Origin of the sequence: Salinispora tropica CNB-440 (assembly GCF_000016425.1) — a bacterium.
Taxonomy (GTDB): Bacteria; Actinomycetota; Actinomycetes; order Mycobacteriales; family Micromonosporaceae; genus Micromonospora; species Micromonospora tropica.
Genome location: NC_009380.1, coordinates 1,367,473 through 1,393,383, shown reverse-complemented (window position 1 = coordinate 1,393,383; position 25,911 = coordinate 1,367,473). Strand labels below are relative to the sequence as shown.

18 protein-coding genes and 2 pseudogenes are annotated in these 25,911 nt (G+C 71.0%); 7 read left to right on the top strand and 13 right to left on the bottom strand.

Going from position 1 to position 25,911, the window contains the following annotated elements; all coding sequences use genetic code 11:
• Window positions 1–8: 8 nt before the first annotated feature.
• Entirely contained in the window at window positions 9–2,288 is a 2,280-nt protein-coding gene (locus STROP_RS06205) for a putative bifunctional diguanylate cyclase/phosphodiesterase (RefSeq protein ID WP_238380306.1), read from the bottom strand.
• A gap of 143 nt (window positions 2,289–2,431) precedes the next feature.
• Between STROP_RS06205 and ilvD the strand changes: the two genes are divergently transcribed.
• The 3 genes and pseudogenes from ilvD to STROP_RS26325 all read left to right on the top strand — a co-directional run.
• Window positions 2,432–4,279, top strand: a complete 1,848-nt coding sequence (gene ilvD / locus STROP_RS06200; protein WP_026274960.1) for a dihydroxy-acid dehydratase — start codon at window positions 2,432–2,434, stop codon at window positions 4,277–4,279.
• Window positions 4,280–4,661: 382 nt separating this feature from the next.
• Window positions 4,662–6,107 (top strand): right-handed parallel beta-helix repeat-containing protein, encoded by a 1,446-nt coding sequence (locus tag STROP_RS06190; RefSeq protein ID WP_011905131.1) that lies wholly within the window; start codon window positions 4,662–4,664, stop codon window positions 6,105–6,107.
• Window positions 6,108–6,179: 72 nt separating this feature from the next.
• Window positions 6,180–6,281, top strand: a pseudogene (locus STROP_RS26325) (dihydroxy-acid dehydratase); the annotation flags it as partial.
• Window positions 6,282–6,350: 69 nt separating this feature from the next.
• Here the strand turns inward: STROP_RS26325 and STROP_RS25060 are convergent.
• Window positions 6,351–6,512, bottom strand: a complete 162-nt coding sequence (locus tag STROP_RS25060) for a hypothetical protein (protein WP_155247199.1) — start codon at window positions 6,510–6,512, stop codon at window positions 6,351–6,353.
• Between the two features lie 428 nt (window positions 6,513–6,940).
• The gene (locus STROP_RS25995; protein ID WP_018830215.1) at window positions 6,941–7,069 is read right to left on the bottom strand and encodes a hypothetical protein; all 129 of its coding nucleotides are present in this window, start codon (window positions 7,067–7,069) and stop codon (window positions 6,941–6,943) included.
• Here STROP_RS25995 and STROP_RS26110 point away from each other — a divergent pair.
• A pseudogene (locus STROP_RS26110) lies at window positions 7,016–7,607 on the top strand (right-handed parallel beta-helix repeat-containing protein); the annotation flags it as partial. The gene STROP_RS25995 and the pseudogene STROP_RS26110 sit on opposite strands and share 54 nt — an antisense overlap.
• A gap of 258 nt (window positions 7,608–7,865) precedes the next feature.
• Window positions 7,866–8,246 carry a PH domain-containing protein gene (locus tag STROP_RS06175; protein ID WP_011905128.1) on the top strand — a complete coding sequence of 127 codons (381 nt, stop codon included), beginning with the start codon at window positions 7,866–7,868 and terminating at the stop codon, window positions 8,244–8,246.
• Here the strand turns inward: STROP_RS06175 and STROP_RS06170 are convergent.
• The gene (locus STROP_RS06170) at window positions 8,240–9,160 is read right to left on the bottom strand and encodes a 2-hydroxyacid dehydrogenase (protein ID WP_026274961.1); all 921 of its coding nucleotides are present in this window, start codon (window positions 9,158–9,160) and stop codon (window positions 8,240–8,242) included. The genes STROP_RS06175 and STROP_RS06170 overlap by 7 nt on opposite strands.
• Window positions 9,161–9,310: 150 nt before the next feature.
• On the opposite strand from STROP_RS06170, the gene STROP_RS06165 reads away from it, so the two are divergent.
• Entirely contained in the window at window positions 9,311–10,477 is a 1,167-nt protein-coding gene (locus STROP_RS06165) for a PQQ-dependent sugar dehydrogenase (protein WP_026274962.1), read from the top strand.
• A gap of 129 nt (window positions 10,478–10,606) precedes the next feature.
• A complete protein-coding gene (locus STROP_RS06160) occupies window positions 10,607–12,187 on the top strand; it encodes a metallophosphoesterase family protein (RefSeq protein WP_026274963.1) in 1,581 nt (526 codons plus the stop codon).
• Between the two features lie 38 nt (window positions 12,188–12,225).
• On the opposite strand, the gene STROP_RS06155 is transcribed toward STROP_RS06160, so the two are convergent.
• From STROP_RS06155 to mnmA, 9 genes are all read right to left on the bottom strand, one after another.
• A complete protein-coding gene (locus STROP_RS06155; protein ID WP_011905124.1) occupies window positions 12,226–14,583 on the bottom strand; it encodes a transketolase-like TK C-terminal-containing protein in 2,358 nt (785 codons plus the stop codon).
• 96 nt (window positions 14,584–14,679) lie between these two features.
• Window positions 14,680–16,179: an Asp-tRNA(Asn)/Glu-tRNA(Gln) amidotransferase subunit GatB gene (gene gatB, locus STROP_RS06150; RefSeq protein WP_011905123.1), complete on the bottom strand. Its 1,500-nt coding sequence runs from the start codon at window positions 16,177–16,179 to the stop codon at window positions 14,680–14,682.
• 13 nt (window positions 16,180–16,192) lie between these two features.
• Entirely contained in the window at window positions 16,193–17,668 is a 1,476-nt protein-coding gene (gene gatA / locus STROP_RS06145; RefSeq protein WP_011905122.1) for an Asp-tRNA(Asn)/Glu-tRNA(Gln) amidotransferase subunit GatA, read from the bottom strand.
• Entirely contained in the window at window positions 17,665–17,970 is a 306-nt protein-coding gene (gatC, locus tag STROP_RS06140) for an Asp-tRNA(Asn)/Glu-tRNA(Gln) amidotransferase subunit GatC (RefSeq protein ID WP_011905121.1), read from the bottom strand. The genes gatA and gatC overlap by 4 nt, the downstream gene beginning before the upstream one ends.
• Window positions 17,971–18,122: 152 nt before the next feature.
• Window positions 18,123–20,540, bottom strand: a complete 2,418-nt coding sequence (locus STROP_RS06135; RefSeq protein ID WP_018830219.1) for a putative bifunctional diguanylate cyclase/phosphodiesterase — start codon at window positions 20,538–20,540, stop codon at window positions 18,123–18,125.
• A gap of 142 nt (window positions 20,541–20,682) precedes the next feature.
• The gene (gene ligA / locus STROP_RS06130; protein ID WP_011905119.1) at window positions 20,683–22,818 is read right to left on the bottom strand and encodes an NAD-dependent DNA ligase LigA; all 2,136 of its coding nucleotides are present in this window, start codon (window positions 22,816–22,818) and stop codon (window positions 20,683–20,685) included.
• A 25-nt stretch (window positions 22,819–22,843) separates the two neighbouring features.
• A complete protein-coding gene (locus tag STROP_RS06125) occupies window positions 22,844–23,380 on the bottom strand; it encodes a hypothetical protein (RefSeq protein ID WP_011905118.1) in 537 nt (178 codons plus the stop codon).
• A gap of 272 nt (window positions 23,381–23,652) precedes the next feature.
• On the bottom strand, window positions 23,653–24,660 hold the full coding sequence (locus tag STROP_RS06120; RefSeq protein WP_011905117.1) for a uroporphyrinogen decarboxylase/cobalamine-independent methonine synthase family protein: 1,008 nt from the start codon (window positions 24,658–24,660) through the stop codon (window positions 23,653–23,655).
• Between the two features lie 52 nt (window positions 24,661–24,712).
• Window positions 24,713–25,786, bottom strand: a complete 1,074-nt coding sequence (gene mnmA / locus STROP_RS06115) for a tRNA 2-thiouridine(34) synthase MnmA (RefSeq protein ID WP_187151583.1) — start codon at window positions 25,784–25,786, stop codon at window positions 24,713–24,715.
• Window positions 25,787–25,911: the final 125 nt, after the last annotated feature.

The window sequence follows — 25,911 nt, the reverse complement described above, 5'->3', positions numbered from 1 at the left end:
GACCCGGGCTACTCCGACACCGGCTGCCCGGGCACGGGCAGAGACGGCAGCCGTCGGGGCGGCGGCGGACCGGAGGCCAGCACGGGCGGTGCCGACGTGGCGACCGGCGGGGCTTTCGACGAGGTGGCCGCCTCCAACATCGCCTCCAGGTGCTCGGCCGGCACCCCCCAGCCGAGGAGTGCGCCCTGGCCGAAGTGGCAGCCCGCAGCTACCACTTCGGCGAGCTCGGTTGGCGTCGTCACACCCTCGGCGATAACCCCGAGACCCAACTGATGCCCCAGGCGCATGACGATGTCGACCATCGGGGCGAACGCTGGACCGTCGGCGTCCACCGGGTGAACCGGCTCGTGCCCGGCGACGAGACTGTGGTCGATCTTGAGGATGTCGAGCGGGAGCCGACGAAGCTGGCCGAGGGAGGAGTAGCCGGCGCCGAAGTCATCCAACGCGATCCGAACGCCGGTCCGGCGCAGCGCCGTCAACCGCCGGATCAGCTCGTCCAGATCGGTCGCGACGGCGTGCTCGGTGACCTCCAGCACCAGACGCTGCGGCGGAACCCGGTGTACGCGCAACGCGTCAGTGACCTGGCCGACGTACGCCGGCGCGTGTAGCTCTCGAGGCGACACATTGACCGACACCCAGACGTCATGTCCGTCGGCGAGCCAACGAGAGAGTTGATAGCAGGCCTGGTCCAGCACCCACGCCCCCAGCTTGGCGATCATGCCGCACTCTTCGGCGAGCGGGATGAACTCATCCGGCCGGACCGCGCCCAGCTCCGGATGACGCCACCGGAGCAGGGCCTCGGCGCCGACCGGGCGCACGGAGGGCAGCGACGCCACCGGCTGGAACACCAGCCGCAGCTCGTCGCGTTCGATCGCACCCCGCAGCTCGTGCTCCAGCGTGGCCCGCCGGCTCAACAGCTGGTCATAGGCGACGTCGTACCGCTCGAACCGATTCTTGCCGCGCTGCTTGGCGTAGCGCAGGGCCAGGTCGGCGTGGCGCAGCAACAGCTCAACATCGGGTTGGCCAGCCCAGCCGGCGATGCCGATGCTCGCCGAGAGGAAGACCGGCCCCTCGGGCAGTTCGTACGCGGCTCCCAGCGCCGCGAGGAGTCGCTCCCCCACCTGGTCGGTGGTGGGCGGGGGGCCGGGCAACAGCACAGCGAACTCGTCCCCACCGAGCCGGGCCGCCACGTCGCCGGAGCGCAGGGGACCGCGTAGCCGCCGGCCCACCTCGGCCAGGACAGCGTCCCCGGCGTCGTGTCCACGCACGTCGTTGACGTTCTTGAAACCATCCAGATCGAGCAGGAACAGGACGCACCCGGTGCCCCGTTCCGCGCAGCGATGCAGGTCCCGCAGCAGTCCCCGCCGGTTCGCCAGGCCGGTCAGCGCGTCGGTGTGTGCCAACTCCCGGAAGTGCGCCTCCCCCTCGACCAGCCGACGCGCGTACCGGCGGACATCGTGCAGGGTCAGGTACTGCCGGGCGACCAGGGCGAAGCCCCCGACGCTGAAAGCAGCCACGCCGTACGGACCGAAGCGGCCATCCTGAAGATGGTGGTACACCGCCGAGACGGCCATCGCGAGTATCGGCAGGACCGCATGCTCCCCCTCGCGCCGGGTCGGGTCGATGTCCGACTCGCAGGGGCGATCGAACCCGCGAAGCACCAGCGCCACGGTCAGCAGGCCGGCGACAGCCACCGCCGCTCCGCCCACCGCCAGCCCCTCGTCGGCCTGGAACAGCCCGGTGGCGACGCCGAGCCCACCGACGGTCGTCGCGGCGGAGCCGCCGGCGAGCGCGCCGAGCCGGCGCCGCGGCGACGAGACCCGAAACACCACGACGGTGGCGAGGCCCACGATCAGTGCCGCGCTGGCGGTCGCGAGCAGGATCGGCGCGCCGACCACCGGGGCAGAACCGAGCAGCCGGGTCGGCTCGGCGACGAGCACCCAGCCGACGAACCAGACCGCGACGGCGATGATCAGCCCGTCCAGCGACAGCCGGGTGGCCGCGCCGACGGTGGGGGCCATGCCGGGGAGGCAGAGCAGCCCCGTCCCGAAAAGCAGCCCGCTGGTCGCGGCGGCCAGGGAGACCACCTCGGCCCAGCCGACCGAAGGGACCGGCTTCGGCTGCCCGGCAGCGGTCACCATCACCGCCACGCCGGCTACGACCGCAACCAGACCGATGACGGCGGCCACGGCAAGGAGGAGGAGCGCTGCGGGCCGGGGCACCGACAACCGACGGGCACCGCCCACCACCGAGGTGGCGACCGGACTGAGGGTTAGCCCGCTCCGCACCGCGCTGCGAAACCGGCCCGGAGGCGACAACACAGCACAACTCTGCCGGATCAACACCCGGTTTGGGGGGCCGGGTGTGCATCTGTTGGGACACGTCCTGCGCGGGCTCGGGTCGAACTCGCGACGGTGTCAGACTGGTATGCATGCCTGAGCTGCGGTCGAGGACCTCCACCCACGGTCGGACGATGGCGGGCGCCCGAGCCCTGTGGCGGGCCACCGGGATGACCGACGACGACTTCGGCAAGCCGATCGTCGCCATCGCCAACAGCTTCACCCAGTTCGTTCCGGGGCATGTCCACCTCAAGGAGCTCGGTGGCCTGGTGGCCGAGGCGGTAGCCGATTCCGGCGGGGTGGGTCGGGAGTTCAACACCATCGCCGTGGACGACGGCATCGCGATGGGCCACGGCGGCATGCTCTACTCGCTGCCAAGCCGGGAACTGATCGCCGACGCCGTGGAGTACATGGTCAATGCCCACTGCGCCGACGCCCTGGTCTGCATCTCCAACTGCGACAAGATCACTCCCGGGATGCTGCTGGCCGCGCTGCGGCTGAACATCCCAACTGTCTTCGTCTCCGGCGGCCCGATGGAGGCCGGCAAGACCGTCGCGATCGAGGGGGTCGTACACTCCAAGATCGACCTGATCGATGCGATGATCGCTGCGTCCAACGAGGCGGTCACCGACGACCAGCTCGGCCAGATCGAACGCTCGGCCTGCCCCACCTGCGGCTCCTGCTCCGGCATGTTCACCGCCAACTCGATGAACTGCCTCACCGAGGCGATCGGCCTGGCCCTTCCCGGCAACGGGTCAACGCTGGCGACCCACGCCGCCCGCCGGTCACTCTTCGTCGAGGCCGGCCGCACCGTCGTCGAGATCGCCAAGCGTTGGTACGACGGGGACGACGCCACGGTGCTGCCCCGTGCGGTAGCCAACCGCGCCGCCTTCGACAACGCGGTCGCCCTCGACGTCGCGATGGGCGGTTCGACGAACACCATCCTGCACCTGCTGGCCGCCGCCCGCGAGGCCGAGCTGGACTTCGGGGTGGTGGACATCGACGCCATCTCCCGGCGGGTGCCCTGCCTGGCGAAGGTCGCACCGAACTCTCCCCACTACCACATGGAGGACGTCCACCGGGCCGGTGGCATCCCGGCCATCCTCGGTGAGCTGGACCGCGCCGGCCTACTCAACCGGGAGGTCCACGCGGTGCACTCCCCCTCGCTGGAGCGCTGGCTCGCCGACTGGGACGTTCGGGGTGGCACCGCGACACCGACGGCGGTCGAGCTGTTCCATGCCGCACCGGGCGGGGTCCGCACCGTCGAGCCGTTCTCCACCACCAACCGCTGGTCGACACTGGACACAGATGCGGCCGACGGCTGCGTACGGGAGCGGGCCCACGCGTACACCGCGGACGGAGGGCTGGCCATCCTGCACGGCAACCTGGCACCGGAGGGCTGCGTGGTGAAGACCGCCGGGGTACCCGAGGAGTGCCTGACCTTCCGCGGCCCCGCCAAGGTCTACGAGTCCCAGGACGACGCGGTCACCGCCATCCTGGCCAAGGAGGTCGTCGCCGGCGACGTGGTGGTGATCCGCTACGAGGGCCCCCGGGGTGGGCCCGGGATGCAGGAGATGCTCTACCCCACCTCGTTCCTCAAGGGCCGAGGGCTGGGGCGGGCCTGCGCGCTACTGACCGACGGCCGCTTCTCCGGCGGCACCTCCGGACTGTCCGTCGGGCACGTCTCCCCGGAGGCCGCCGCCGGTGGGCTGATCGCCCTGGTCGAACCGGGCGACGAGATCGTCATCGACATCCCGAACCGGGCCATCGAATTGGCCGTACCGGCCGAGGTGTTGGACGCCCGCCGGGTCGCACAGGAGAAGCGAGACCGCCCGTACACGCCGGCGGAGCGGCAGCGCCCCGTCTCCGCAGCGCTGCGCGCGTACGCCGCCATGACCACCTCGGCCAGCGACGGCGCCTACCGCCGCGTCCCCGAGTGAACGGCCAGCTCCCGGTCATCGCCGCCGACCGGGCCGGCCCGCTCGCTGCGCTCCTCGCACTGGCCACAGCCCCGGCAGCAGATCCTGCCGGATAACCGATGTCGATGCCGTGGCGTTGCCGCGTGCGCGGCCTCACCGGCCAACCCCATTGATCCGTTGTGCCACTTCGCTCTGGTGGGGATGTCGTAGAAGTCGCTGCCCACGATGTCGCCCCGGCCGCCGCCGCGATCTCCGCTGCCGGTCCAGTACCAGAACATACCTCGTGAGCGGTTTTCACCGATTTGCCCCATAAAGGGCTCGCATCATGGTTGTATCCGTTTTGTGGCTTTGATTCGTCACGTGGAAAGTCCCTGTCAGACCAGACGGACGAGGAGCGTGAAGCGTGTCCGCAAGGAGATTCACCAACCGCGGGTGGTGGGCACAGGGCCCGGTACGCGCCGCCGCCCTGACCGGAGTTGTCGGGTTGTCCGGGGTCGCGGTCACCGGGACCGGCGCACCGCCGGTGCTGGCCGGTGACACGAAGGCCGAGCAGAGGCCCGGGGCTGTCGCCGACAACCACCCAGGGCGCTCCGCACAGTGGGGGGAGACAGGAGGTGGCGAGTGGGGCGGCGAGTGGGGCACCGCGGGTGCCCCGGAGTGGAAACCGACAACGGAAGCGCACAGCTCCGACCACCGCGAACGTCAGGTCCCCTGCGACGCAGACAGCCTGATCGCGGCGATCACCGCGGCCAACACGAACGGCGGCGGGGTGCTCTCGCTGACCAAGAAGTGCACCTACACACTGACCACTGGCGACGGTGGCAACGGCCTGCCACCGGTGGTCCAGCCGATTACGATCAACGGGAACGGAGCTCGGATCACGCGGGCGGCGAGCGCCGAGGCATTCCGTATCCTCGACGTTGCCAGCGGCGGGAAGCTGGCGCTGCGGGATCTGGCCGTAACGAACGGTCGGGCTCCCGATGACGAGAGCGGCGGCGGAATCCGCGTACAGGAGGGCGCCTCGCTGCGGGTCACGCGGACGACCATCGCCGGCAACGTCACGAACGGCCAGAACGCCGACGGTGCCGGCATCTCCAACCAGGGTGCGACCCACGTCGAGCGCAGCACCATCACCGACAACACCGCCGCTCAGGACGGTGCCGGCCTGTACAACCTCGGCGGTCTGGTCACAGTGGAAAAATCCAAGATCACCCGAAATATCGCTAGCGATACCGGCGGTGGCCTCGAGAACGACGGCGGAGTAACGACGATCTCGCACACCCTGATCCGAGACAACCGCGCGACCGCAAGCGGTGGCGGGCTCATCAATCAGGGCAACACGGTGAAGATCTTCCACAGCACGGTTGCGGGGAACACTGCCGCGATCGGCGGGGGCATCGCGGACAACAGCGGTGACACCCTGCTGGCCACCGCGGTCACCGTCCGGGGGAACACGGCACAGACCGCAGGCGGCGGGGTAGCGGTCACCGCGTTCAGTGGTGTGACGATCGACGACAGCGCGATCACCGACAACGTCACCACGGCTGGTGACGGTGCCGGAGTATGGATCGAGGACGATTTCTCCGGCAACAACATCTCGATCCGCCGGAGTCTGGTCGCCTGGAACCAGGCCGCTGGTGCGGGCGCCCAGGGCGGTGGACTCTATGTCGGCATCGATGGCACGGTCGCCCTGACCGACACTCGGATTGTCGAAAACATCGCCGTTGACCCACCCGGAGGTGTCTACAACGCGGGGGTGGTCACGACCACGGGGAAGGTCATCATCACCGACAACCGGCCCACAAACTGTACTGGCAGCCCGCAACCGGTCCCAGGCTGCTTCGGCTGACTCGTGCGGATGCGCTCCGACGGTACACCTGGACCGTCGGAGCGCACCCTCGTGGTTGTTGTCGAAACCCCGGTCACCGCCATCCTGGCCAAGGAGGTCGTCGCCGGCGACGTGGTGGTGATCCGCTACGAGGGCCCCTGGGGTGGGCCCGGGATGCAGGAGATGCTCTACCCCCAGGAACGCCAGCCGACACTCCACCTACCCAGCTAACGGGGCCGTCCTGGTCGTCGGCACGGACACGACTCACATCGGACATGGACACGACTCGGCAAACGAGACCCGCGATTCACCGTTGGTGGCGGATGTCTTGTCTTGCTGCTCGGCCCCTGGATCGTTTGGATTCGCGAACCCCGTCACGGCGATTACAACAACAGCGACCAGTCTCACGACCTTCTGAATCGTCACGTCGTCCTCCTCGTATGCCGATCGGATATGCCGCGGCGGAGGAGCCGGAACCCGTATCCGCCGCACCGGTGGCTGACTCTACATAGGTAGGCACCCATCCGGCCACCGGAACGCAATTCCGTTTCTTGTCAACGAATATTTTCAACAGTGGTGGACAGAATCCTGCCCGACTCCTTGACATTCAGATGGATCTACTGACAGACGCTTCCTTAGAATTACCTTAGTAACTCTTAAATTCAATCGCTCGGCAGTCGATCAAACACTTTACGTAACGCCACCACCATCGCCTTTCTCGAATGGTTTCAAGTCGCACGTGGCCTCGAACCCAATTTCACCCCGACCGCGCCTCCGTTCGACGCCAACAGCCAGGAGACTTGTCTATTTTGTAGATATTTCTCGATTTTGCCCCTTTGCCCCTTTTTGTCAGGTCAGCGTCGGGGATGGCTGCTACCGCCCGCTCGGTAGCCGAGGAACCCCACCCGGTCGGCCACCCGGGCCGTTGGCTCGCCAATGCCCGCGGTGCCGACGTCCTCGATCTCGCCAGTACGTGCGCCCACACCCTCACCGCCACCATCGACGACGCCGGCCTGCGGCCACTACCACCCCCATCGCCCTCAACGGCCGCAAACACACCACCATCAAACCCCGCCGCCGCCGTCGAACAGTTCCGCATCATCAACGTCGACGCCGGTGACGACCTCACCCTCAACCACCTCACCATCACCAGCGGACACACCGACGGCGACGGCATTTACCGCGCCGGCGTCACCACCGTGCGACACACCACCGTGAGTCGTCATTCCGCCACCGCCAGGGACGGCGGGTATCGATACCTCCGGGGGGAGGCAGGTGACCCTGGAGAAAACAGCGGTGAAGGCGAACACCGCAGGCAGCACCGGCGGTGTGGCAAGCAGCGGCAACTCCGCCGTCGTGGTAGTAAGGCATAGTCTTCTCACCGACAACAGCTCCGGGAGAACCGGCGGCCTACTGATCCTTAACGATGGCATCGGCACAGTCTCGGACACCGCCATCACCGGAAACAGCTCGATCCAATTTACTGGAATCTATGTTGACGGGCAACTCACCCCGAAGAGGCCCATGGTGGAGGATGGACTTATCCAGAGCAACACCTCCCGCTCGAACGTCGGCGGCGGCGTGTACCGGCCCAACAACTGCGCTGGCAACGTGCCCGACGGCCCAGCCTGACCCGGCACCCACGAGGGGTTCGACCCGCCGCCCACGGACGCGGGGGTCAGAACCCCTCACCACTGGCGGTGACCGACGTGCCGCCACCTGCGTCGAACGGGCCGCCCCGTCCCGACACCGCTTCGGAGCAGGTGGGATCATCGGAGGGTGAGCAGCTCCGACACCCTCCGGTTCCGGCACAACCAGGCCCTACTGGTCGCCGCGGTGGTCGCCTTCCTCGGCGCCCTGCCCCTGGCCGCCGCCCGGTGGTACCTGTTGCCGGTGCTCCTCGTGCCGCTCGCCCTCGGCGGGTGGGCGTGGCGGGCCGGCACCGACGCCAACTCTCAGGGACTGCGCCTGCGGGCTCTCGCCGGGCAGCACCGGATCCGCTGGGACCAGATCGCCGAGCTGGGCGCGGACGCCGACGGCCGGGCGGTCGCCCGGCTCACCGACGGTCGGGCGGTCACGCTACCCGCCGTCCGCCATGATGACCTGCCCCGGCTCGTCGCGGTCACCGGCCAGGCCCGGCAAGGCCCAACGACTCAGTAGCCCTCCACCACCACGTTGGTCGGCGGCTCGCCCGCGGCGTAGCGACGGATCTGATCGCCCACAAGCCGGTAGGCCCGCGCGAGCAGGCCCTGCACCGAGCCCGCGACATGCGGGGTGAGCAGCACGTTCGGCATCGCCCACAACGGGTTGTCGGCGGGCAGCGGTTCGGGGTCGGTGACGTCCAGCACGGCCGAGATCCGGCCGGTTCCCAGCTCGGCGACGAGCGCCTTGGTCTGTGCGACCGGCCCCCGCGCCGCGTTGACCAGCAGGGCGCCGTCGCGCATCGCCGCCAGGAAGTCCTCGTCCACCAGCCCCCGGGTGTGCTCGGTCAACGGCACCAGCAACACCACCACGTCAGCCTCGGGCAGCAGCCGGGGCAGCTCCGTGACGGCGTGCACGCCGGGCCGCGCGGTCCGGGCCACCAGGGTGAGACCCACCTCGAACGGAGCGAGGCGTGCCTTGAGCGCCGTGCCGATCGAGCCGGCACCGACGATCAGCACCCGCTTGCCGGCCAGCTCGTCGGTAGGGGCCACCTCGCGGTACGCCCACTCCCGACGGTCCTGCGCCCGAACATGCGCGGGAAAGGACCGCAGGTGCGCGAGGATCGCAGCGACAACCCACTCCGACGTGCCCGAGTCGTGCACCCCGCGCGCGTCACAGAGCGTCACGCCCGGCGGTATCCGGCCGACCCAGGCGTCCGCACCAGCGGTCAGGAGTTGCACCACCTCCAGGTCTGGCAGCTCCCGCAGCAGGTCGGCGGTCTTCGCCTCGGCCAGGAACGGCGGCACCCAGAACCGGACATCGGCCACCGGGGACGGGAGCCGGTCCGGCTCCGCCGCCACCTCCACCGTCGCCCCTGCCGGCAGGTCACCGAGCAGAGACTGGCCGTGCTCATGCGGAATCCACACCTTCACGCCAGCCGACGATAGGGCCTCGGTGCGGCCCTCCGACGAGCGGGGCGGACACCGTACTCGAACGGGGCAGCCGCCACGGCCGAGCCGCCCGCCCCGGTCCGCCACACTCGGCTACCCGCGATGGCCTGTCGGCCGGCTACGCTGGTCCGGGTGAGCGCCCGTCCCGCGCACCCGCGCACCCTCCGCTTTCGGACCACCGTCGCGGCGTCGTGCGCGGCGCTGCTGGTCGTCACCGGTTGCAGCTTCGGCGAGCCCGCGCCCGACCCGGCCGGCGAGCCCCCCACGTTCCCCACCCCGACCAGCACCGAGCCGGGGAGTACCGGGCCGGAGGTCGTCGCCACCGTGCTGGCGAAGGACCTACGAGCCCCGTGGGGCATCGCCTTCCTGCCGGATGGGGGCGCGCTGGTGACCGAGCGGGACACCGGCCGAATTCTCCAGGTCGGGCCCGAGTCCGACCCCGACGGGCTACGGGTGACCGTCGTCCAGACCCTCGCCGAGGTGACGGCAGGCGGCGAGGGCGGGCTGATGGGGATCGCCGTCTCCCCGGACTACCAGCGGGACCAGACGGTCTTCGTCTACTACACCGCCGAGCAGGACAACCGCATTGCCCGGCTCACCCTCGGCGAGCCGCCACGCCCGATCCTGACCGGCATCCCGAAGGCACGCACCCACAATGGCGGCGGCCTCGCCTTCGGCCCGGACGGGCAGCTCTACGCCAGCACCGGCGACGCCGGCGACCGGGAACAGGCGCAGGATGGCAACCGACTCGGTGGAAAGATTCTGCGGATCACCACCGACGGTGAGCCGGCACCGGACAACCCCTTCCCCGACTCGCCCGTCTGGTCGCTGGGGCACCGGAACGTGCAGGGCCTCACCTGGGCCGCCGACGGCCGGATGTACGCCGTCGAGTTCGGCCAGAACACCTGGGACGAGATCAACGAAATCGAGCCGGGAGGCAACTACGGGTGGCCGGAGGTCGAGGGCCGCTCCGACGACAGCCGATACGTCAACCCGATCGTCTGGTGGCCGCCGGCGGACGCCTCCTGCTCCGGGCTGGCCCGGACCGAGCATCTCCTCGCCACGGCCTGCCTGCGCGGACAGCGGCTCTGGCTGGTCGAGTTGACCGACGCCGGAACGCTCGGCCAACCACGCGACCTACTCACCAACCAGTACGGCCGATTGCGGGCAGTCGCCACGGCACCGGACGGCTCGCTCTGGGTGAGCACCTCGAACCACGACGGGCGCGGAGATCCGGTGGCGGAGGACGACCGTCTCCTACGCCTGGTGTTCGCGGACGGCGAAGCCGGACGAAGCTGACCGCGCGACCCGGACAACGCTGACCGCGAAGCTGGTCAAAACTGACAGTGCAGCCGGATAAAGACGACAATGAGCAACACCGGCCCGGATTCTTCCAAGCCTTTCGACAGAGCGAGTCAGAATTTCAGCATGGACGGTCAGGAGAACGAGCAACAGCACAGCCGAGGCGGCCCGCCGCCGGAGACGGGCTGGAGACGGCGGGTCCGGCTGCGTCGCCAGCCGTCCGACGGCCGTTCGGCCCGCTGGCGGAGGCTGCGAGCAGTCGGGGTGACATTGGCCGTACTCACCGTGACCCTGGCCGGGGTGTTGATCGGCACGCTGGCCGGAGGCCGGGTCAGCACCGAGGTAGGGCCCTTTCAGGCGAACCTGACGGTGACCCCGGCGTTGCACGGCGGCACCACCATCGACGTACCGCCGCTCGGCGCGCTGCTGCTTGACAGCCACGACGGACCGACCCAGCTGACCCTGCAGTTCGGCGCCCTGGACCAGGACCGCACCGAGGCGCTGCTGCACGACCCGGAGAGCCTCAACCGGGCGAGCCAGACCGCCGTGGACGACATCCGCGAGGGCGTCCTGCGCCTCGGTGCCCGTACGGTCGCCGCCACGGTGCTGGTCACCCTGCTACTGGCCCTGCTGGTGTTCCGCGACACCCGCCGTACGGCCTGGGCGGGGGCGCTCGCGCTCGTGATCGCCACGGGCAGCCTGGGCACGGCGGTGGCCACCCTGCGACCTCAGGCGATCGAAGAACCACGCTACGAGGGACTCCTGGTCAACGCGCCGGCACTCATCGGCGACGCCCGCCAGATCGCCAACGACTACACCCGCTACGCCGAGCAGCTCCAGCAGATCGTCGGCAACGTCAGCCAGCTCTACACCACCGTCTCGGAGCTGCCGGTGTTCGAGCCGCAGCCCGGCACGACACGGGTGCTGCACATCTCCGACCTGCACCTGAACCCGGCTGCCTGGCCGGTCGTCCAGGCCGTGGTGGAGCAGTTCGGGATCGACGTCGTGATCGACACCGGCGACATCACCGACTGGGGCAGCGAGCCGGAGGCGAACTACGTCGCCTCGATCGGGCTCCTCCGTAAGCCCTACGTCTACATCCGCGGCAACCACGACTCGGGGGGTACGACCGCGGCCGTGGCCCAGCAGCGCAACGCCATCGTGTTGGACAACACGACCACCGTCGTCGCCGGGCTGACCATCGCCGGGATCGGTGACCCGCGCTTCACACCGGACAAGAGCACCTCCCCGGCGGGCAGCGGCCTGACCGGGGAAACCGCCGACCAGCTCATCGACAGCGGCGACCAGTTGGCCGAAACCGCCCGCAGCGCGCCCCAGCCGGTGGACGTGGCGCTGGTGCACGACCCGGCGTCGGCGGGGCCGCTGTCCGGTGCCACCCCGCTGGTACTCGCCGGGCACACCCACAACCGCGAGGTGTACCGGCTGCCCCAGCAGCCGGACCAGTCCCCCACGCTGCTGATGGTGCAGGGTTCGACCGGCGGCGCCGGCCTACGCGGCTTGGAGGGCGAGGAGCCCACCCCGTTGTCGATGACCGTGCTCTACTTCGACGAGGAGAAGCTGCTCCAGGCGTATGACGACATCACGGTCGGCGGCACCGGCCAGGCCCAGGTGAACCTCGAACGACACATCGTGGAGAACCCGGAGGCCGGGGCACCAGCCCCGGTCACCCCCACCCCGACCCGCTGACGCTGACCGCCGGGTGAGTCGGCGGTCAGCGATCGGGGTCAGCGCAGAGAGAGCGCGGCGAGGGCCGCGTTGACAATGCTGCCCGGCAGCAGGTCGTGCAGCTCGTACAGCTCGGTGACGCTGCCGGACTGACCGAACTCGTCCACACCCAGGGGTACCGCCGGGGCGCCGACCGCCGAGCCGAGCCACGCCATCGCGTGCGACGCGGCGTCATGCACGGTGACCACCGGCACCCGGTCGACGAAGGCCGAACGCAGCGCGCCAGGAACGCTCGGCACGGTGGCGGTGCGGACCCCCTGGCGCAGGGTACGCTGCCAGGCCCGGTAGAGGCGGTCCAGGCTGGTCACATCCACGACGTGCGCGGCGATCCCCTCCTCGGCCAGCTCGGCCGCGGCGGCGAGAACCTCGGGCAGGACCGCGCCGGAGGCGGCGAGCTGCACGACCGGGGCGTCGACGAGCTGCGGGTACGCCTGGTGGGCATCGACCAGCCGGTAGCCGCCGGCGAGCACCTGCCGACGCAGCACGGCGTCGCCGAGCCGGCTCCGGGCAGCCGCGAACGGAGCCTGGTCAACCGGACGGGTGCTGAGCCGGAAGTAGTATCCCCCGTCCTCTCCGGGCGCGGCGGTCGCGGCCGGCGCCGCTCCCCCGGCGATCTGCCCCAACGCGTCGCAGAGCAGCCAGTCCAGGGTGGTGGCGTAGGCGGGCTCGACAAAGGTGACCCCCGGCAGTTCCAGGCCGACGCTGGCGGTGAGCGTCGACTGGTGCGCGCCCCCCTCCGGCGCGAGGGTGACGCCCGAGGGGGTGCCCGCGACCACGAACCGGGCACCGGAGTAGGTGCCGTGGAGGAAGGCGTCCAGGCCCCGCAGTACGAACGGGTCGTACACGGTGCCCACCGGCAGCAGCGGCTGCCCGGACAGGTCCCAGGCCAGGCCGAGCTGCCCGAGTAGCAGGAACAGGTTCATCTCCGAGATGCCCAGCTCGATGTGCTGGCCGGCCGGGCTCTCCGTCCACCGCAACATCCGATCCTCGGACCACGCGCGCTGCGAGGTGGGCGCGAACACCCCGGATCGGTTGATGAACCCGGCCAGGTTGGTCGAGGTCGCCACATCTGGTGCGGTGGTGACGAGGTAACGCCCGACCTGCGGGTCACGAGCCAGGTCAACCAGCACCCGGCCGAAGACCTCCTGGGTGGAGACCGGCTTGTTCGCGCGTACCCGGGTCGCCTCCGGAACGCTGACACCCAGCGCACGCGTGCGTGGCGCGCGGGACAGCGCCTCCCGGCGCTCCCCGGCCCGGACACCGGCCGCCGACGCCGGATCGAGCCGGTCCCACTCGGTGTCCCGGTTGAGGCCGTGCGCAGCCCGCAAAGCGTCCACCTGCGCGGTGGTGAGCAGCGCCGAGTGGTTCCGCGGGTTACCGGCCATCGGTAGCCCCCAGCCCTTCACCGTGTACGCGAAGACCACGCTGGGGCGGTCGGTGACCGCGTCGCACTGGGCGTACGCCTCCAGCATCGCCGCCAGGTCGTGCCCACCGAGATCGGTGACGAGCGGGCCCAACTCGTCATCGGGGATGTCCGCGATGAGCTCCGCGATTCCGGCCGGCGCACCGTCGAGAAACTGCTTGCGCAGCAGCGGCCCGGCGAGGCCGAAGAGGGACTGGTACTGCTCGTTCGGCATGGCGTCGATCCAGTCTCGCAGCGCCGCCCCGCCAGGGCGGGCGTATGCGGCGGCGAGCCGGCGACCGTACTTGACCTCCACGACGTGCCAGCCGGCGGCCTCGAACTGGCCCCGCCACTGGTCGATCCGGACACCCGGAACGACCCGATCCAGCGACTGGCGGTTGAAGTCGACCAGCCACATCACGTTGCCCAGCCCGGTGGTGGCCGGGTCGGCGACCGCCTCCCAGATGTTGCCCTCGTCCAGTTCGGCGTCGCCGAGGAGGGCGACGAACCGGGACCGGGGACGAACACCGAAGTGCGCGTCCACGTAGCGGCGGGTGACCGCCGCGAAGAGCGGCGCCGCCGCACCCAGGCCCACCGAACCGGTGGAGAAGTCGACCTCGTCCGGGTCCTTCGTCCGGGACGGGTACGACTGGAGACCACCCCGGGCCCGCAGCCGCGTCAGGTACGACCGGTCCAGGTTGCCGAGCAGGTACTGGATGGCGTGGAACACCGGGGAGGCGTGCGGCTTCACCGCGACCCGGTCCTCGGCACCGAGGTGCGCGAACCACAGCGCCGTCATCGCGGTGACCAGCGACGCGCTCGACGCCTGGTGCCCGCCGACCTTCACGCCGTCGCCGGTGTCCCGTTCGTGGTTGGCCGCGTCCACGATGCGGGTGGCGAGCCACAGCACCCGGCGTTGGATCTCGTCGAGGACATCGAGGTCATGCTGGTTCACGGGGGACTCCATCCGGGCGCCGCCGTTGGCGCCCTCCGAGGGGTGGGCACGGGGTCAGGCCCTCCGGCCTACCCGCCGGAGGGCCTGCCTCGCACGTCAGCCCTGGACGCCGAGGCGCTCCAGGATCAGCTCACGCACGGTCTTTGCGTCAGCCTGGCCACGGGTGGTCTTCATGACCGCGCCGACCAGGGCGCCGGCCGCGGCCACCTTGCCGCCGCGGACCTTGTCGGCGATGGCCGGGTTGGCAGCGATAGCCTCGTCCACCGCCGCGGTCAGCGCGCCGGTGTCGGAGACCACCTCCAGATTACGGTCGGCCATGATCTTGGCTGGCGAGCCCTCTCCCGCAACCACGTGTTCCAGCACCGTACGGGCCAGCTTGTCGGTGAGCTTGCCGGCGTCGACCAGGCCCTGCAACTCGGCGACCTGCTCCGGCGTGGCGCCGATGTCGGCCAGCTCCACACCGGCCTCGTTGGCCCGCCGGGACAGCTCGCCCAGCCACCACTTGCGGGCGGCGGTCGGGGTGGCGCCCGCCGCGATGGTCGCCTCGATCAGCTCGACCGCGCCAGCGTTCAGGATCGACTGCATGTCCAGGTCGGACAGGCCCCACTCCTGCTGGAGCCGACGCCGGTGCAGCCGCGGCAACTCCGGCAGGGCGGCCTTCAACTCGGCCACCCAGGTCGGGTCCGGTGCGACCGGCACCAGGTCCGGCTCCGGGAAGTACCGGTAGTCGGTCGCGGTCTCCTTCGAGCGGCCGGAGGTGGTGTCCCCGGTGTCCTCGTGGAAGTGCCGGGTCTCCTGGGTGATCCGGCCGCCTCCCTCGAGCACCGACGCCTGCCGGATCATCTCCGAGCGCACCGCGCGCTCCACCGACCGCAGCGAGTTGACGTTCTTCGTCTCGGTACGGGTGCCCCACTGCTCACCCGGGAGGTTGAGGGAGGTGTTGACGTCGCAGCGCAACGACCCCTCCTCCATCCGTACGTCGGAGACGCCGAGCGAGCGGAGCACGTCGCGCAGCTCGGTGACGTACGCACGGGCCACCTCCGGTGCCATCGCGCCGGCGCCGGGAATCGGCTTGGTGACGATCTCGACCAGCGGAATGCCGGCCCGGTTGTAGTCGACCAGCGACTCCGTCGCACCGTGGATGCGGCCGGTGGCCCCGCCCACGTGCAGGGTCTTGCCGGTGTCCTCCTCCATGTGCACTCGTTCGATGCTGATCCGCACCGGTTCGCCGTCCACCTCGACATCCAGGTAGCCGTCCACGCAGAGCGGCTCGTCGTACTGGCTGATCTGGTAGTTCTTCGGCATGTCCGGGTAGTAGTAGTTCTTCCGGGCGAACCGGCACCACTCGGCGATCGAGCAGTTCAGCGCGAGGCCGATCCGAATCGTCGCCTCCACGGCCGCCCGGTTGGCCACCGGGAGCGAGCCGGGCAGCCCCAGGCAGACCGGGCAGACCCGGGTGTTCGGCGCTCCACCGAAGTCGGTCGGGCAGCCACAGAACATCTTGGTGTTCGTGCCCAACTCGACGTGGGTCTCCAGACCGATCACCGGTTCGTAGCGCGCGACGACCTCGTCGTACGCGGGCAGTGTCGTCGTCATCGGTGCTCCTGCCTCACAGTGCCGGTGGGGTGAACGGGCCGACGACGCTCTCCAGCGCGGCCGCGACCCGGTACATCCGGTCGTCGGCCATCGTCGGTGCCATGACCTGCAGGCCGACCGGGAGCCCGTCGGCGAGGCCACAGGGCACCGAGATGCCCGGCCCGCCGTACAGGTTGCTCGGAATGGTGAACAGGTCGGCCAGATACATCTGGTACGGGTCGGCGGTGCGCGCCCCGACTGGGAACGCGACGAACGGCGTCGTCGGCGAGATCAGGGCGTCAACCTGCTCGAAGGCGGTGGTGAAGTCCCGGCTGATCAGGGTACGGACCTTCTGCGCCTGACCGTAGTACGCGTCGTAGTAGCCCGACGAGAGGGCGTACGTGCCGAGCATGACCCGGCGCTTGACCTCCGGGCCGAAACCGGCCTCCCGGGTCGCCGACATGACCTCTTCCAGCGACCGGATGCCGTCGTCACCGACCCGCAGGCCGAACCGGACACCGTCGAAGCGGGCCAGGTTCGACGAGCACTCACTCGGGGCGATCAGGTAGTAGGCCGGCAGCGCGTACTGGAAGTGCGGGCAGGAGACCTCGACGACCTCGGCGCCCAGTTTGGTGAGCGTCTCCACCGCCGCGTGGAACGCCGCCAGCACGCCCGGCTCGGCTCCCTCCCCGGCGAACTCCCGGACCACGCCCAGCCGAACCCCGGTCAGGTCACCACTGGCACCGAGCCGGGCGGCGGCGACCACGTCCGGCACCGGCGCGGGAATCGAGGTCGAGTCGAGCGGGTCGTGGCCGCCGATCACCTCGTGCAGCAGCGCGGCATCCAGGACGGTACGGGCGCAGGGGCCGGGGGTGTCCAGCGAGGACGAGAAGGCCACCAGGCCGTACCGCGAGGTCCCCCCGTAGGTGGGCTTCACGCCGACGGTGCCGGTGACCGCCCCGGGCTGACGGATCGAGCCGCCGGTGTCCGAGCCGATCGACAGTGGCGTCTCGTACGCGGCCAGGGCGGCCGAGCTGCCGCCACCGGAGCCGCCCGGAATCCGACTCAGGTCCCACGGATTGTGTGTCGGCCCGAAGGCCGAGTACTCGGTGGACGAGCCCATCGCGAACTCGTCCATGTTGGTCTTGCCCAACATCACCGTGCCGGCCGCCCGCAGCCGCCGCACGATCGTGGAGTCGTAGGGCGGGCGCCAGTCGGCCAGGATCTTCGACCCGGCGGTGGTCGGTACGCCCTTCGTGGTGAGCACATCCTTGACTGCCACCGGCACACCGGCCAGCGGGCCGAGCGGCTCGCCGGCGGCACGGCGGGAATCCACGTCGCGGGCGGCATCGAGGGCGCCCTCCGTGTCAACGTGCAGGAAGGCGTGCACCCGGTCGTCAACGGCCGAGATCCGGTCCAGGTGCGCCTGGGTGACCTCGACCGCCGAGGACTCGCCCCGCGCCACCAGGCCGGCGAGTTCGGCGGCGGAGAAACTGGTCAGGTCGGTCATGAAGCCACATCCTCGTCCAGAATCCGCGGTACGCGGAACCGCTGTTCGGCGGCGTCGGGCGCGCCCGACAGCGCCTCCTCGGGGGTCAGGCACGACGCCACCACGTCATCGCGCAGCACGTTGGTCAGCGGCACGGAGTGCGACGTCGGCGGGATGTCCGCCGCGGTGACCTCGCCGACCTGGGCGACCGCCTGGAGGATCACGTCGAGTTGGCCGGCGAGGGTGTCCAACTCCTCCTCGGTCACGGCGAGCCGCGACAGTCGCGCCAGGTGCGCGACCTCCTCGCGGGAGATGGCGGCCATCGGTGCCCCCTTCGTGGCTGTTCTGCTGATCTGTCCGTGCCGACCGCGGGCGGTGCTGCATGACCCGCGGTGACCGCAGCGAGTCTATTGCTCCCACCCGGCGCCGATACCTCGACTCCCCCGTCCCCGGGCGGGGTCATTCGGATCGGCGGTCAACGGGCGGGGCGCTGCCGGACGGCGGCCTCCGGGCCCGCTGTCGGGCGCACCGGGCGATGCCGGGCCAGCCAGGCGACGAGTTCCTCGGCCGGCATCGGCCGGGCATAGAACCAGCCCTGCGCGGCGTCGCAGCCGATCGCGTGCAGCATCCGCCAGGTCCGCTCGTCCTCCACCCCCTCGGCCACCGCTCGCAGCCCAAGGGCCCGGGCCAGCTCAACCACCGAGGTGACGATCGCCGCGTCATCGGCGTCCTCGGTCATCCCCAGCACGAAGGAGCGGTCCACCTTCACCTCGGACAGCGGTAGCCGCCGCAGGTGTTGCAGGGAGGAGAAGCCGGTGCCGAAGTCGTCCAGGGCGATCCCGACGCCGAGCCGGTGCAGCCGGGTGATGGTGGCGAGTACCCGCCGTGGGTCGGCCATCAGCGCCCCCTCGGTGATCTCCAGCTGGAGGCGCTGCGGCGGTACGCCGTGCCGGGCGAGCCGCTCCGCGATCCGGTCGGCGATCTCCCCGGTGTGCAGGTCCCGGACGCTGACGTTCAAGGCGGCCCGCAGGACCACACCCGCCGCCTGCCACCGCGCCAGCTGCGCCACCACGTCGTCGACGACCCGGAAGGTGAGCAAGCGCATCACCGCGCTCTGCTCGGCCACCCGGATCAGCTCCTCCGGGTCGACCATCCCACGACGGGGATGGCGCCAGCGCAGCAGCGCCTCGACCCCGACCACCTCCCCGGTCGCGATGGCGACCTGCGGCTGGTAGTACATGGTGATCTCACCCGCGCCGGACGGGTCAGCCAGACCGCCGGCGCGCCCCACCACCGCACTGAGCTCCGACCCCCCGGCTCCGTCGGTGGGCTCGGCGAGTTGATCGATGTTCCCGCCGCTGGCCGGCGGACCGGCCGGGCTGACGGTGGTGCGGCGGCGGATCGGGTCGGCCGCGGTGACAATCCGCTGGATCAGCGCGTCGGAGTGGACCAGGTGTGCGCGCTGCCGTCGGCCCCACAGCGACCACCGGCCCGGGCTGGGCCCGCCCGTCCGGGGCAGCACCGCGCCGTCACCACCAATCACCGGAAGCGCCGAACCGTTGCGCTCCGGGTCTGCCCCGCCGCCGTCCGCATCCGGACACAGCCCGGATGCCAGGACCCGACGCAGGTCGGCGAGGAGACCGAGCCGCTCGGCCGAGTTGTGGTCGGACTCGGCCACATAGACGGCGACCGTGTCGTTGCGCTGCTTCGCGTCGTACATCGCGACATCGGCGTGCCGCATCAGGGTGGTGAAGTCCTCGCCGTGGTCGGGGAAGAGCGCGACACCGATCGACCCGCCGACATCCAGGGGCAGCCCGTCCAGCGTGACCGGCTCGGCCAACGCGGCCACCACCCGGTCGGCCCGGTCACGTGCCTCGGCGACATCGGTCAGCCCGGTCAGTACGATGGCGAACTCGTCCCCGCCGAGCCGGGCCACCAGGTCCGCGCCGGCGACCTCCGTCAGCCGGGCACTCACCTCGACCAACAGGCGATCGCCGACGGCGTGCCCGAGCGCGTCGTTGACGTGCTTGAACCGGTCCAGATCGAGCAACAGCAGCGCCAGCCGGGCCGGCACCGAACCATCCGCCGCCCGCTCCGCGTGCCGGTGGAGTTGCTCGCCGACCTCGGCGACGAGTGCCTTCCGGTTGGCCAGGCCGGTGAGGGGGTCGAGGGAGGCGAGCTGCTCCTGCTCGGCGCTGAGCCGAGCCATCTGATAGACCGCGAACAGCGGCGCCAACACCAGTGGGACCAGCGCCGCGCTCGCGTGGGCCGCGGTGACCAGCACCGGCGCGAGCAGCAGGAGCGAACCGGTGGAGAGCAACTCGAAGCCCACCCCCTGCCGCCACCGCGCTCCGAAACGCAGCCACACCGCCGAGCTGACCAGCCCGTAGCTGACCGCGAACCAGGTGAGCATCGCGCCGCTGACCGCGGCCACGTCGGTCCAGCTCAGCTGCCCGCCACCGAAGAGGTCACCCGGGCCGAGGCCGATGAGAACATGGGCGGCAGCGAGGGCGCAGGCGTACTGGCCGGCGTTGAAGGCGATTCTCCAGCTGGCATGCCCCATTCGGACCCCGGACACCACGACCGCCACCGCCTGCACGGCGACCGCCGGACCAAGCCCCCAGCCGAGCAGGATGGCGAAGGTGAAGCAGATCGACGGAAACACCGCCGACGACTGCCGCCGCCCCGACGGGACGAACGGCCGGGCGTCTCCGGCCACCGCCAGCACCGCCATGGTCCAGAAAGCGGCGGGCAGCCGGAACACCTGGTCGGGAAGCGCCAGCAACGGACCCGCCGACGTCAGCGCGGCCACGGCGAGGACCACCGCCACGAAGGCGAAGAACGGCGCGCTCCGTCCTGGTGGGACGAAGTTGCGCGGGTCGGCCATCGCCATCACACCTCCCGCGGGTCAGAGTCGGCGCACCCATGCGTACGCCGTGTCCCCCATGTAACGCCCCAGGAGCCGGAATTCCCCGTACGACAGCCACGAATCGGTCGTAGTCGTAATTAAGTTGGTATACGGCCACGGCCTCCGGTCAGCCCTCGACCCGGGCCACCGCCCGCGCCGCCTCGGGGCCCGCGTCGAGCAGCACCTGGAAACCCTCCTCGTCCAGCACCGGCACCTTCAGGCCCGCCGCCTTCTCCGCCTTCGTCCCCGGGTTGTCACCGACCACCACAAAGGCGGTCTTCTTCGAGACCGAGCCGGTGACCTTGCCGCCGCGCGACTGGATCGCCTCGGCCGCCTGGTCCCGGGAGTAGCCGGCGAGCGTCCCGGTCACCACCACGGTCACCCCCTCCAGCGGGCGCGGCCCCTGCGCGACGGCCTCCTCCGCCATCCGCACCCCGGCCTCGGCCCACTTGCGCACCACCTCGCGGTGCCAGGCCACGGCGAACCACTCCCGAACGCTCGCCGCGATGGTCGGCCCGACCCCGTCAACAGCCGACAGCTCCTCCTCCCCGGCCTGGTCAATCGCTTCGACCGACCGGAAGTGCCGGGCCAGGGCCTGCGCCGCGGTGGGGCCGACGTGCCGGATGGAGAGCGCCACCAGCACCCGCCAGAGCTCGCGCTCCTTGGCCACGGTCAGGTTCTCCAGCAGCTTGACCGCATTGCTGCCGAGGCTGCCGTCCTTGTTGACGAAGAACGGGGACCGCGCCAGCTGCGCGGTGTCGAGGGTGAACAGATCGCCCTCGTCGGTGATGATCTCGGCGTCGAGTAACGCGGCGGCCCCCTTGTAGCCCAGGACCTCGATGTCAAAGGCCCCCCGCCCGGCGAGGTGGAAGACCCGCTCCCGGAGCTGGGCCGGGCAGCTCCGCGTGTTGGGGCAGCGGATGTCGATATCGCCCTCCTTCGCGGGAGCCAGCGGTGTGCCGCAGCACGGACACCTGCTCGGCATCACGAACGACCGGGCCTCCGGCGGACGCAGCTCGACCACCGGGCCAAGCACCTCGGGGATCACGTCACCGGCTTTACGGATCACCACCGTGTCGCCGATCAGCACCCCCTTGCGCTCCACCTCGCGGGCGTTGTGCAGGGTGGCCAGCGCGACCGTCGACCCGGCCACCCGGACCGGCTCCAAGACCGCGAAGGGAGTGACCCGGCCGGTGCGCCCGACGTTCACGTCGATATCGAGCAGCCGGGTGTTGACCTCCTCCGGCGGGTACTTGAACGCGATCGCCCAACGCGGTGCCCGACTCGTCGAACCCAGTCGGCCCTGGATCGCCACCGGGTCGACCTTCACCACCACGCCATCGATCTCGTGCTCGACGTCGTGCCGGTGCGCAGCGTAGTGCGCGACGTACTCCGCGACACCGGCCAGGCCCGGCACCACCCGCCACCGATCGCTGGTCGGCAGGCCCCAGGTCCGCAACGCCGCGTACGACTCGGACTGGGTGCTCGGCGCCCAACCCCGGCGGGCCCCGAAGCCGTGCACCACCAGCCGCAGCGGGCGGGAGGCGGTGATCCGTGGATCCTTCTGCCGCAGGCTACCGGCGGCCGCGTTACGCGGGTTGGCGAAGGGGGCCCTCCCCTGCTCGACCAGCCCGGCGTTCAGATCCGCGAAGCCGGCGACCGGGAAGTAGATCTCACCGCGTACCTCGAGGAGGTCGGGGATCTCCGGGAACTCGGCCGACGGTGTCAGCTCCCCCGGCACGTCCTGAATGCTACGGACATTCGCCGTCACGTCCTCGCCGGTGCGGCCGTCCCCGCGGGTGGCCGCCCGCACCAGACGCCCCCGCTCGTAGGTCAGGTTGATCGCGAGGCCGTCCACCTTCAGCTCGCAGAGGTAGGGAACCGGGCCCCCGGCATCCCGCTCGACCCGCTCGGCCCAGGCTGCCAGCTCCTCGTCGGAGAAGGCGTTGTCGAGCGACATCATCCGCTCGGCGTGCGCCACCGGGGTGAAGTCGGTGGAGAAGGCGCCCCCCACCCGCTGCGTCGGAGAGTCGGGCGTGCGCAGCGCCGGGAACTCCGCTTCCAGCGCCGCCAGCTCCCGCAGCTGCTCATCGAAGGCCGCGTCGGAGATGGTCGGCGCGTCGAGCACGTAGTAACGGTATTGGTGCTCGGTCAGCTCCCGGCTGAGCGTCGCATGCCGCTCGCGCGCCGCCGAGTTCGGCTCCGCGCCGGCCGCCGCCTCCTGCGCCGCAGGAACCTGCTGGCCGATGGCATCCTCAGACATCGCCCTGACCTCCCATTCTTTCCCACTACCCCGGGAACCGTATCGGGGCGGTGAGACATGGCGCCGCCCACCGCCCCGCCCGACTGGCAGGGTCGTGTACTTGAACTGTCTGGAATTCGGAGCGGCCGTGCCGGGAAGAGATCCAGGATAGGCCGGTGAACGGGTTGTTCATGCCGGTCAGCAGCTCGGCCAGCGGTGCCGGTTCGGGACGGATGCGGCCGGTGTCGTCGTCGAGGAGTTCGGTGACGCGTCGAGTGAACGTGCAGCGGATGCTCCGGCGGCCGGCGTGCAGCTTGCCCTCCCGCCTGCACTCGATGCAGGCATACGAGATCGAGAAGCCGGCGCAGAGCGGAATCTGGTCCTCGGTGCGGACTCCGGCTAGGATCCGGTCGTCGTCGCCGCAGCCAGGGCAGCGGCCCTGGGTGCGGAACGACCGGTCCTGGCACCTGCGGCAGACCTGCCCATCGGACCACCGGGTAGTGGAGTTGCTGCGGCGGCCGCGGCGGCCGCAGTCGCGGACGAACCAGCGTTCGTACTGCTCGGCGGGGTAGGTGCGGCCCATCAGTCCGGTCGCACGCGGGCTCGCCGGGGGCGGATCGTAGCCAGGTCCACCGGCGCCGGGGCGTCGCCGACCACGGCTTTGCGCGGCGCGATGGTGGCCGCCGTCGCGACGACCAGGTCGGCGGGGGTGACCTCGGCCGGGTGGGGTTGGTGTTGGGCGGGAGACTACGGCCAGACCCCCCGCCCAGGCCAACAGCGGTGAGGCCGCACTGGGCCGCCGGACTACCGGCAGTGGCGGTTGCCCGAATCAGACGCACCCGCGGACAGCGTCGCTCACCCCTGCTCGCTCAACCGCCGTCCCGCGTCCCGGCAGGCGGCGAGGACCGCTCGAGTGTGCCCTCCAGAGGCGTTCGCCAACCCGCAGGTCGGCGTGATGACAACCTGCTCGGCGAGCTGCCGACGGGGAAACCCGAGGCGGTCCCAGAGCCGGCGGACCCGCTCGGCGACCTGCGCCGACGTCGGTGGGTCGCCGGCCACCGCCGGTCGTGTGGGCGCGACGCCGGCCAGTAGGCCCAGCCCGGCGTCGATCGCCTCGCCCAGCGGATCCAGGTCGGTGACCAGGTCGAGGTCGAGGGCCACACCGACCGCGTCGACCTCCCGGATCATCTCCAGCGGGACGTCCTGGGCACAGCAGTGCACCACAACCGGTACTCCGGCCGCGGCGATGACCTCGCGCAGCAGGGTCCTGGCCCGGCCCGGCTCCACCGGCTGATACGTCCCGAACCCACTCTCGGTCGGCACCCGCCCGGCGAGCACCGCCGGCAACGACGGCTCGTCCAGCTGCAGCAGCACCGAGGCTCGCGGTAGCCGACGCGCGACGGCAGCGACGTGCTCGCGCACCCCTTCGGCCAGGGATTCGGCCAGGTCCCGCACCGCGCCGGGATCGCGTACCAACCGGCCACCCACCGGCAGCTCCACCCCCGCGGCGAGGGTCAGCGGCCCGGCGACCTGGACCTTGACCGGCCCGGCGTACGCCTCGGCCTGCGCGGCGAGTTGGTCCAGATCCCGCTCCATCAGGTCCCGGGCCCGGCGCCGGTCCCGACCGGGGCGCGAGGCGACGCGCCACCGGGCGGCGTAGAGCTCGACCGGTAGCTCCACCAGCAACCCGGCGGTCCGGCCGATCAGCTCCGCGCCCGGACCACGGGCGGGCAACTCGGGCAGGTGCGGGAGGAGGGGCAGCTCACCGAGGGCGATCCGCTGAGCCTCCGCGATGTCGGTGCCGGGGAGCGACCCGACACCGGTCGCCGCACCCGCGGGCCACGGCCACGGCTGATCACTCACGGTCGAAGACTATCCGATTCCTGGACGACCGCCGCCGGGCCACCCGGGTGGGTCAGGCCGCGATGGTGGCGGAGCCGAGCACGATGTCGCCCGCCGGGTCCGGGCGGTACGCCACGATCGCCTGGCCGGCCGCCACCCCGCGTAGCGGCTGATGCAGCTCGGCCCGGAGCCCGTCGTCGGTCACCGCCACGGTCGCGGGCACCACGTCACCGTGCGCGCGCAGCTGCACCTCACACTCGACCGGATCAGCCGGCCGGGGCCCGCCGATCCACACCGGACGCCGCGCCTGCACCTGGGACACCGCCAGCGCCTCGGCCGGGCCCACCGTCACCGTGTTGGTCTTCGGCGTGATCGACAGGACGTAGCGGGGGCGACCGTCCGGGGCCGGGCGGTCCAGGTGCAGCCCGCGCCGCTGCCCGACGGTGTAGGCGTATGCCCCGGTGTGCCGGCCCACCACCTCGCCGGTGTCGCCGTCAACGACATCGCCGGGCGTCGTACCGAGCCGCCGGGCGAGGAAGCCACGGGTGTCCCCGTCGGCGACGAAGCAGATGTCGTGCGAGTCCGGCTTGTCGGCCACCGCCAAACCGCGGCGGGTTGCCTCTGCGCGGACCTGCGTCTTCGTCGAATCCCCCAGCGGGAACATCGACCGGCTTAGCTGCTCGCGGGTGAGCACGCCGAGCACGTAGGACTGGTCCTTGGCGAGATCGACGCTCCGGCGCAGCAATCCGTCGGCGCCGAGCCGCGCGTGGTGGCCGGTGACCACGGCGTCGAAGCCCAGGGCCACGGCGCGGTCCAGCACCGCGGCAAACTTGATCTTTTCGTTGCAGCGAAGGCAGGGATTCGGGGTACGGCCGGCCGCGTACTCGGCGACGAAGTCGTCCACCACGTCGGCCTGGAACCGGTCAGCCATGTCCCACACATAGAACGGGATACTCAGAACGTCGGCGGCCCGGCGGGCATCCCGGGAGTCCTCCAGCGTGCAGCAGCCCCGGGCGCCGGTGCGATAGGTCTGTGGGTTGCGGGCCAGAGCCAGGTGCACCCCGGTCACGTCATGCCCCGCCTCGGCGGCCCGCGCCGCCGCGACCGCGGAGTCCACGCCGCCCGACATCGCCGCCAGCACCCGCACCCCGACCACCCTTCCACACCGTCGGGCGCCGCTGCGACGCCCTGACGAGCGTAACCACCCCGGCGTCCGCCCCCAAACCCAGCGCGCCCCCGCTCTCCCGGGCCGTGACACGGCGTGAACAGCCC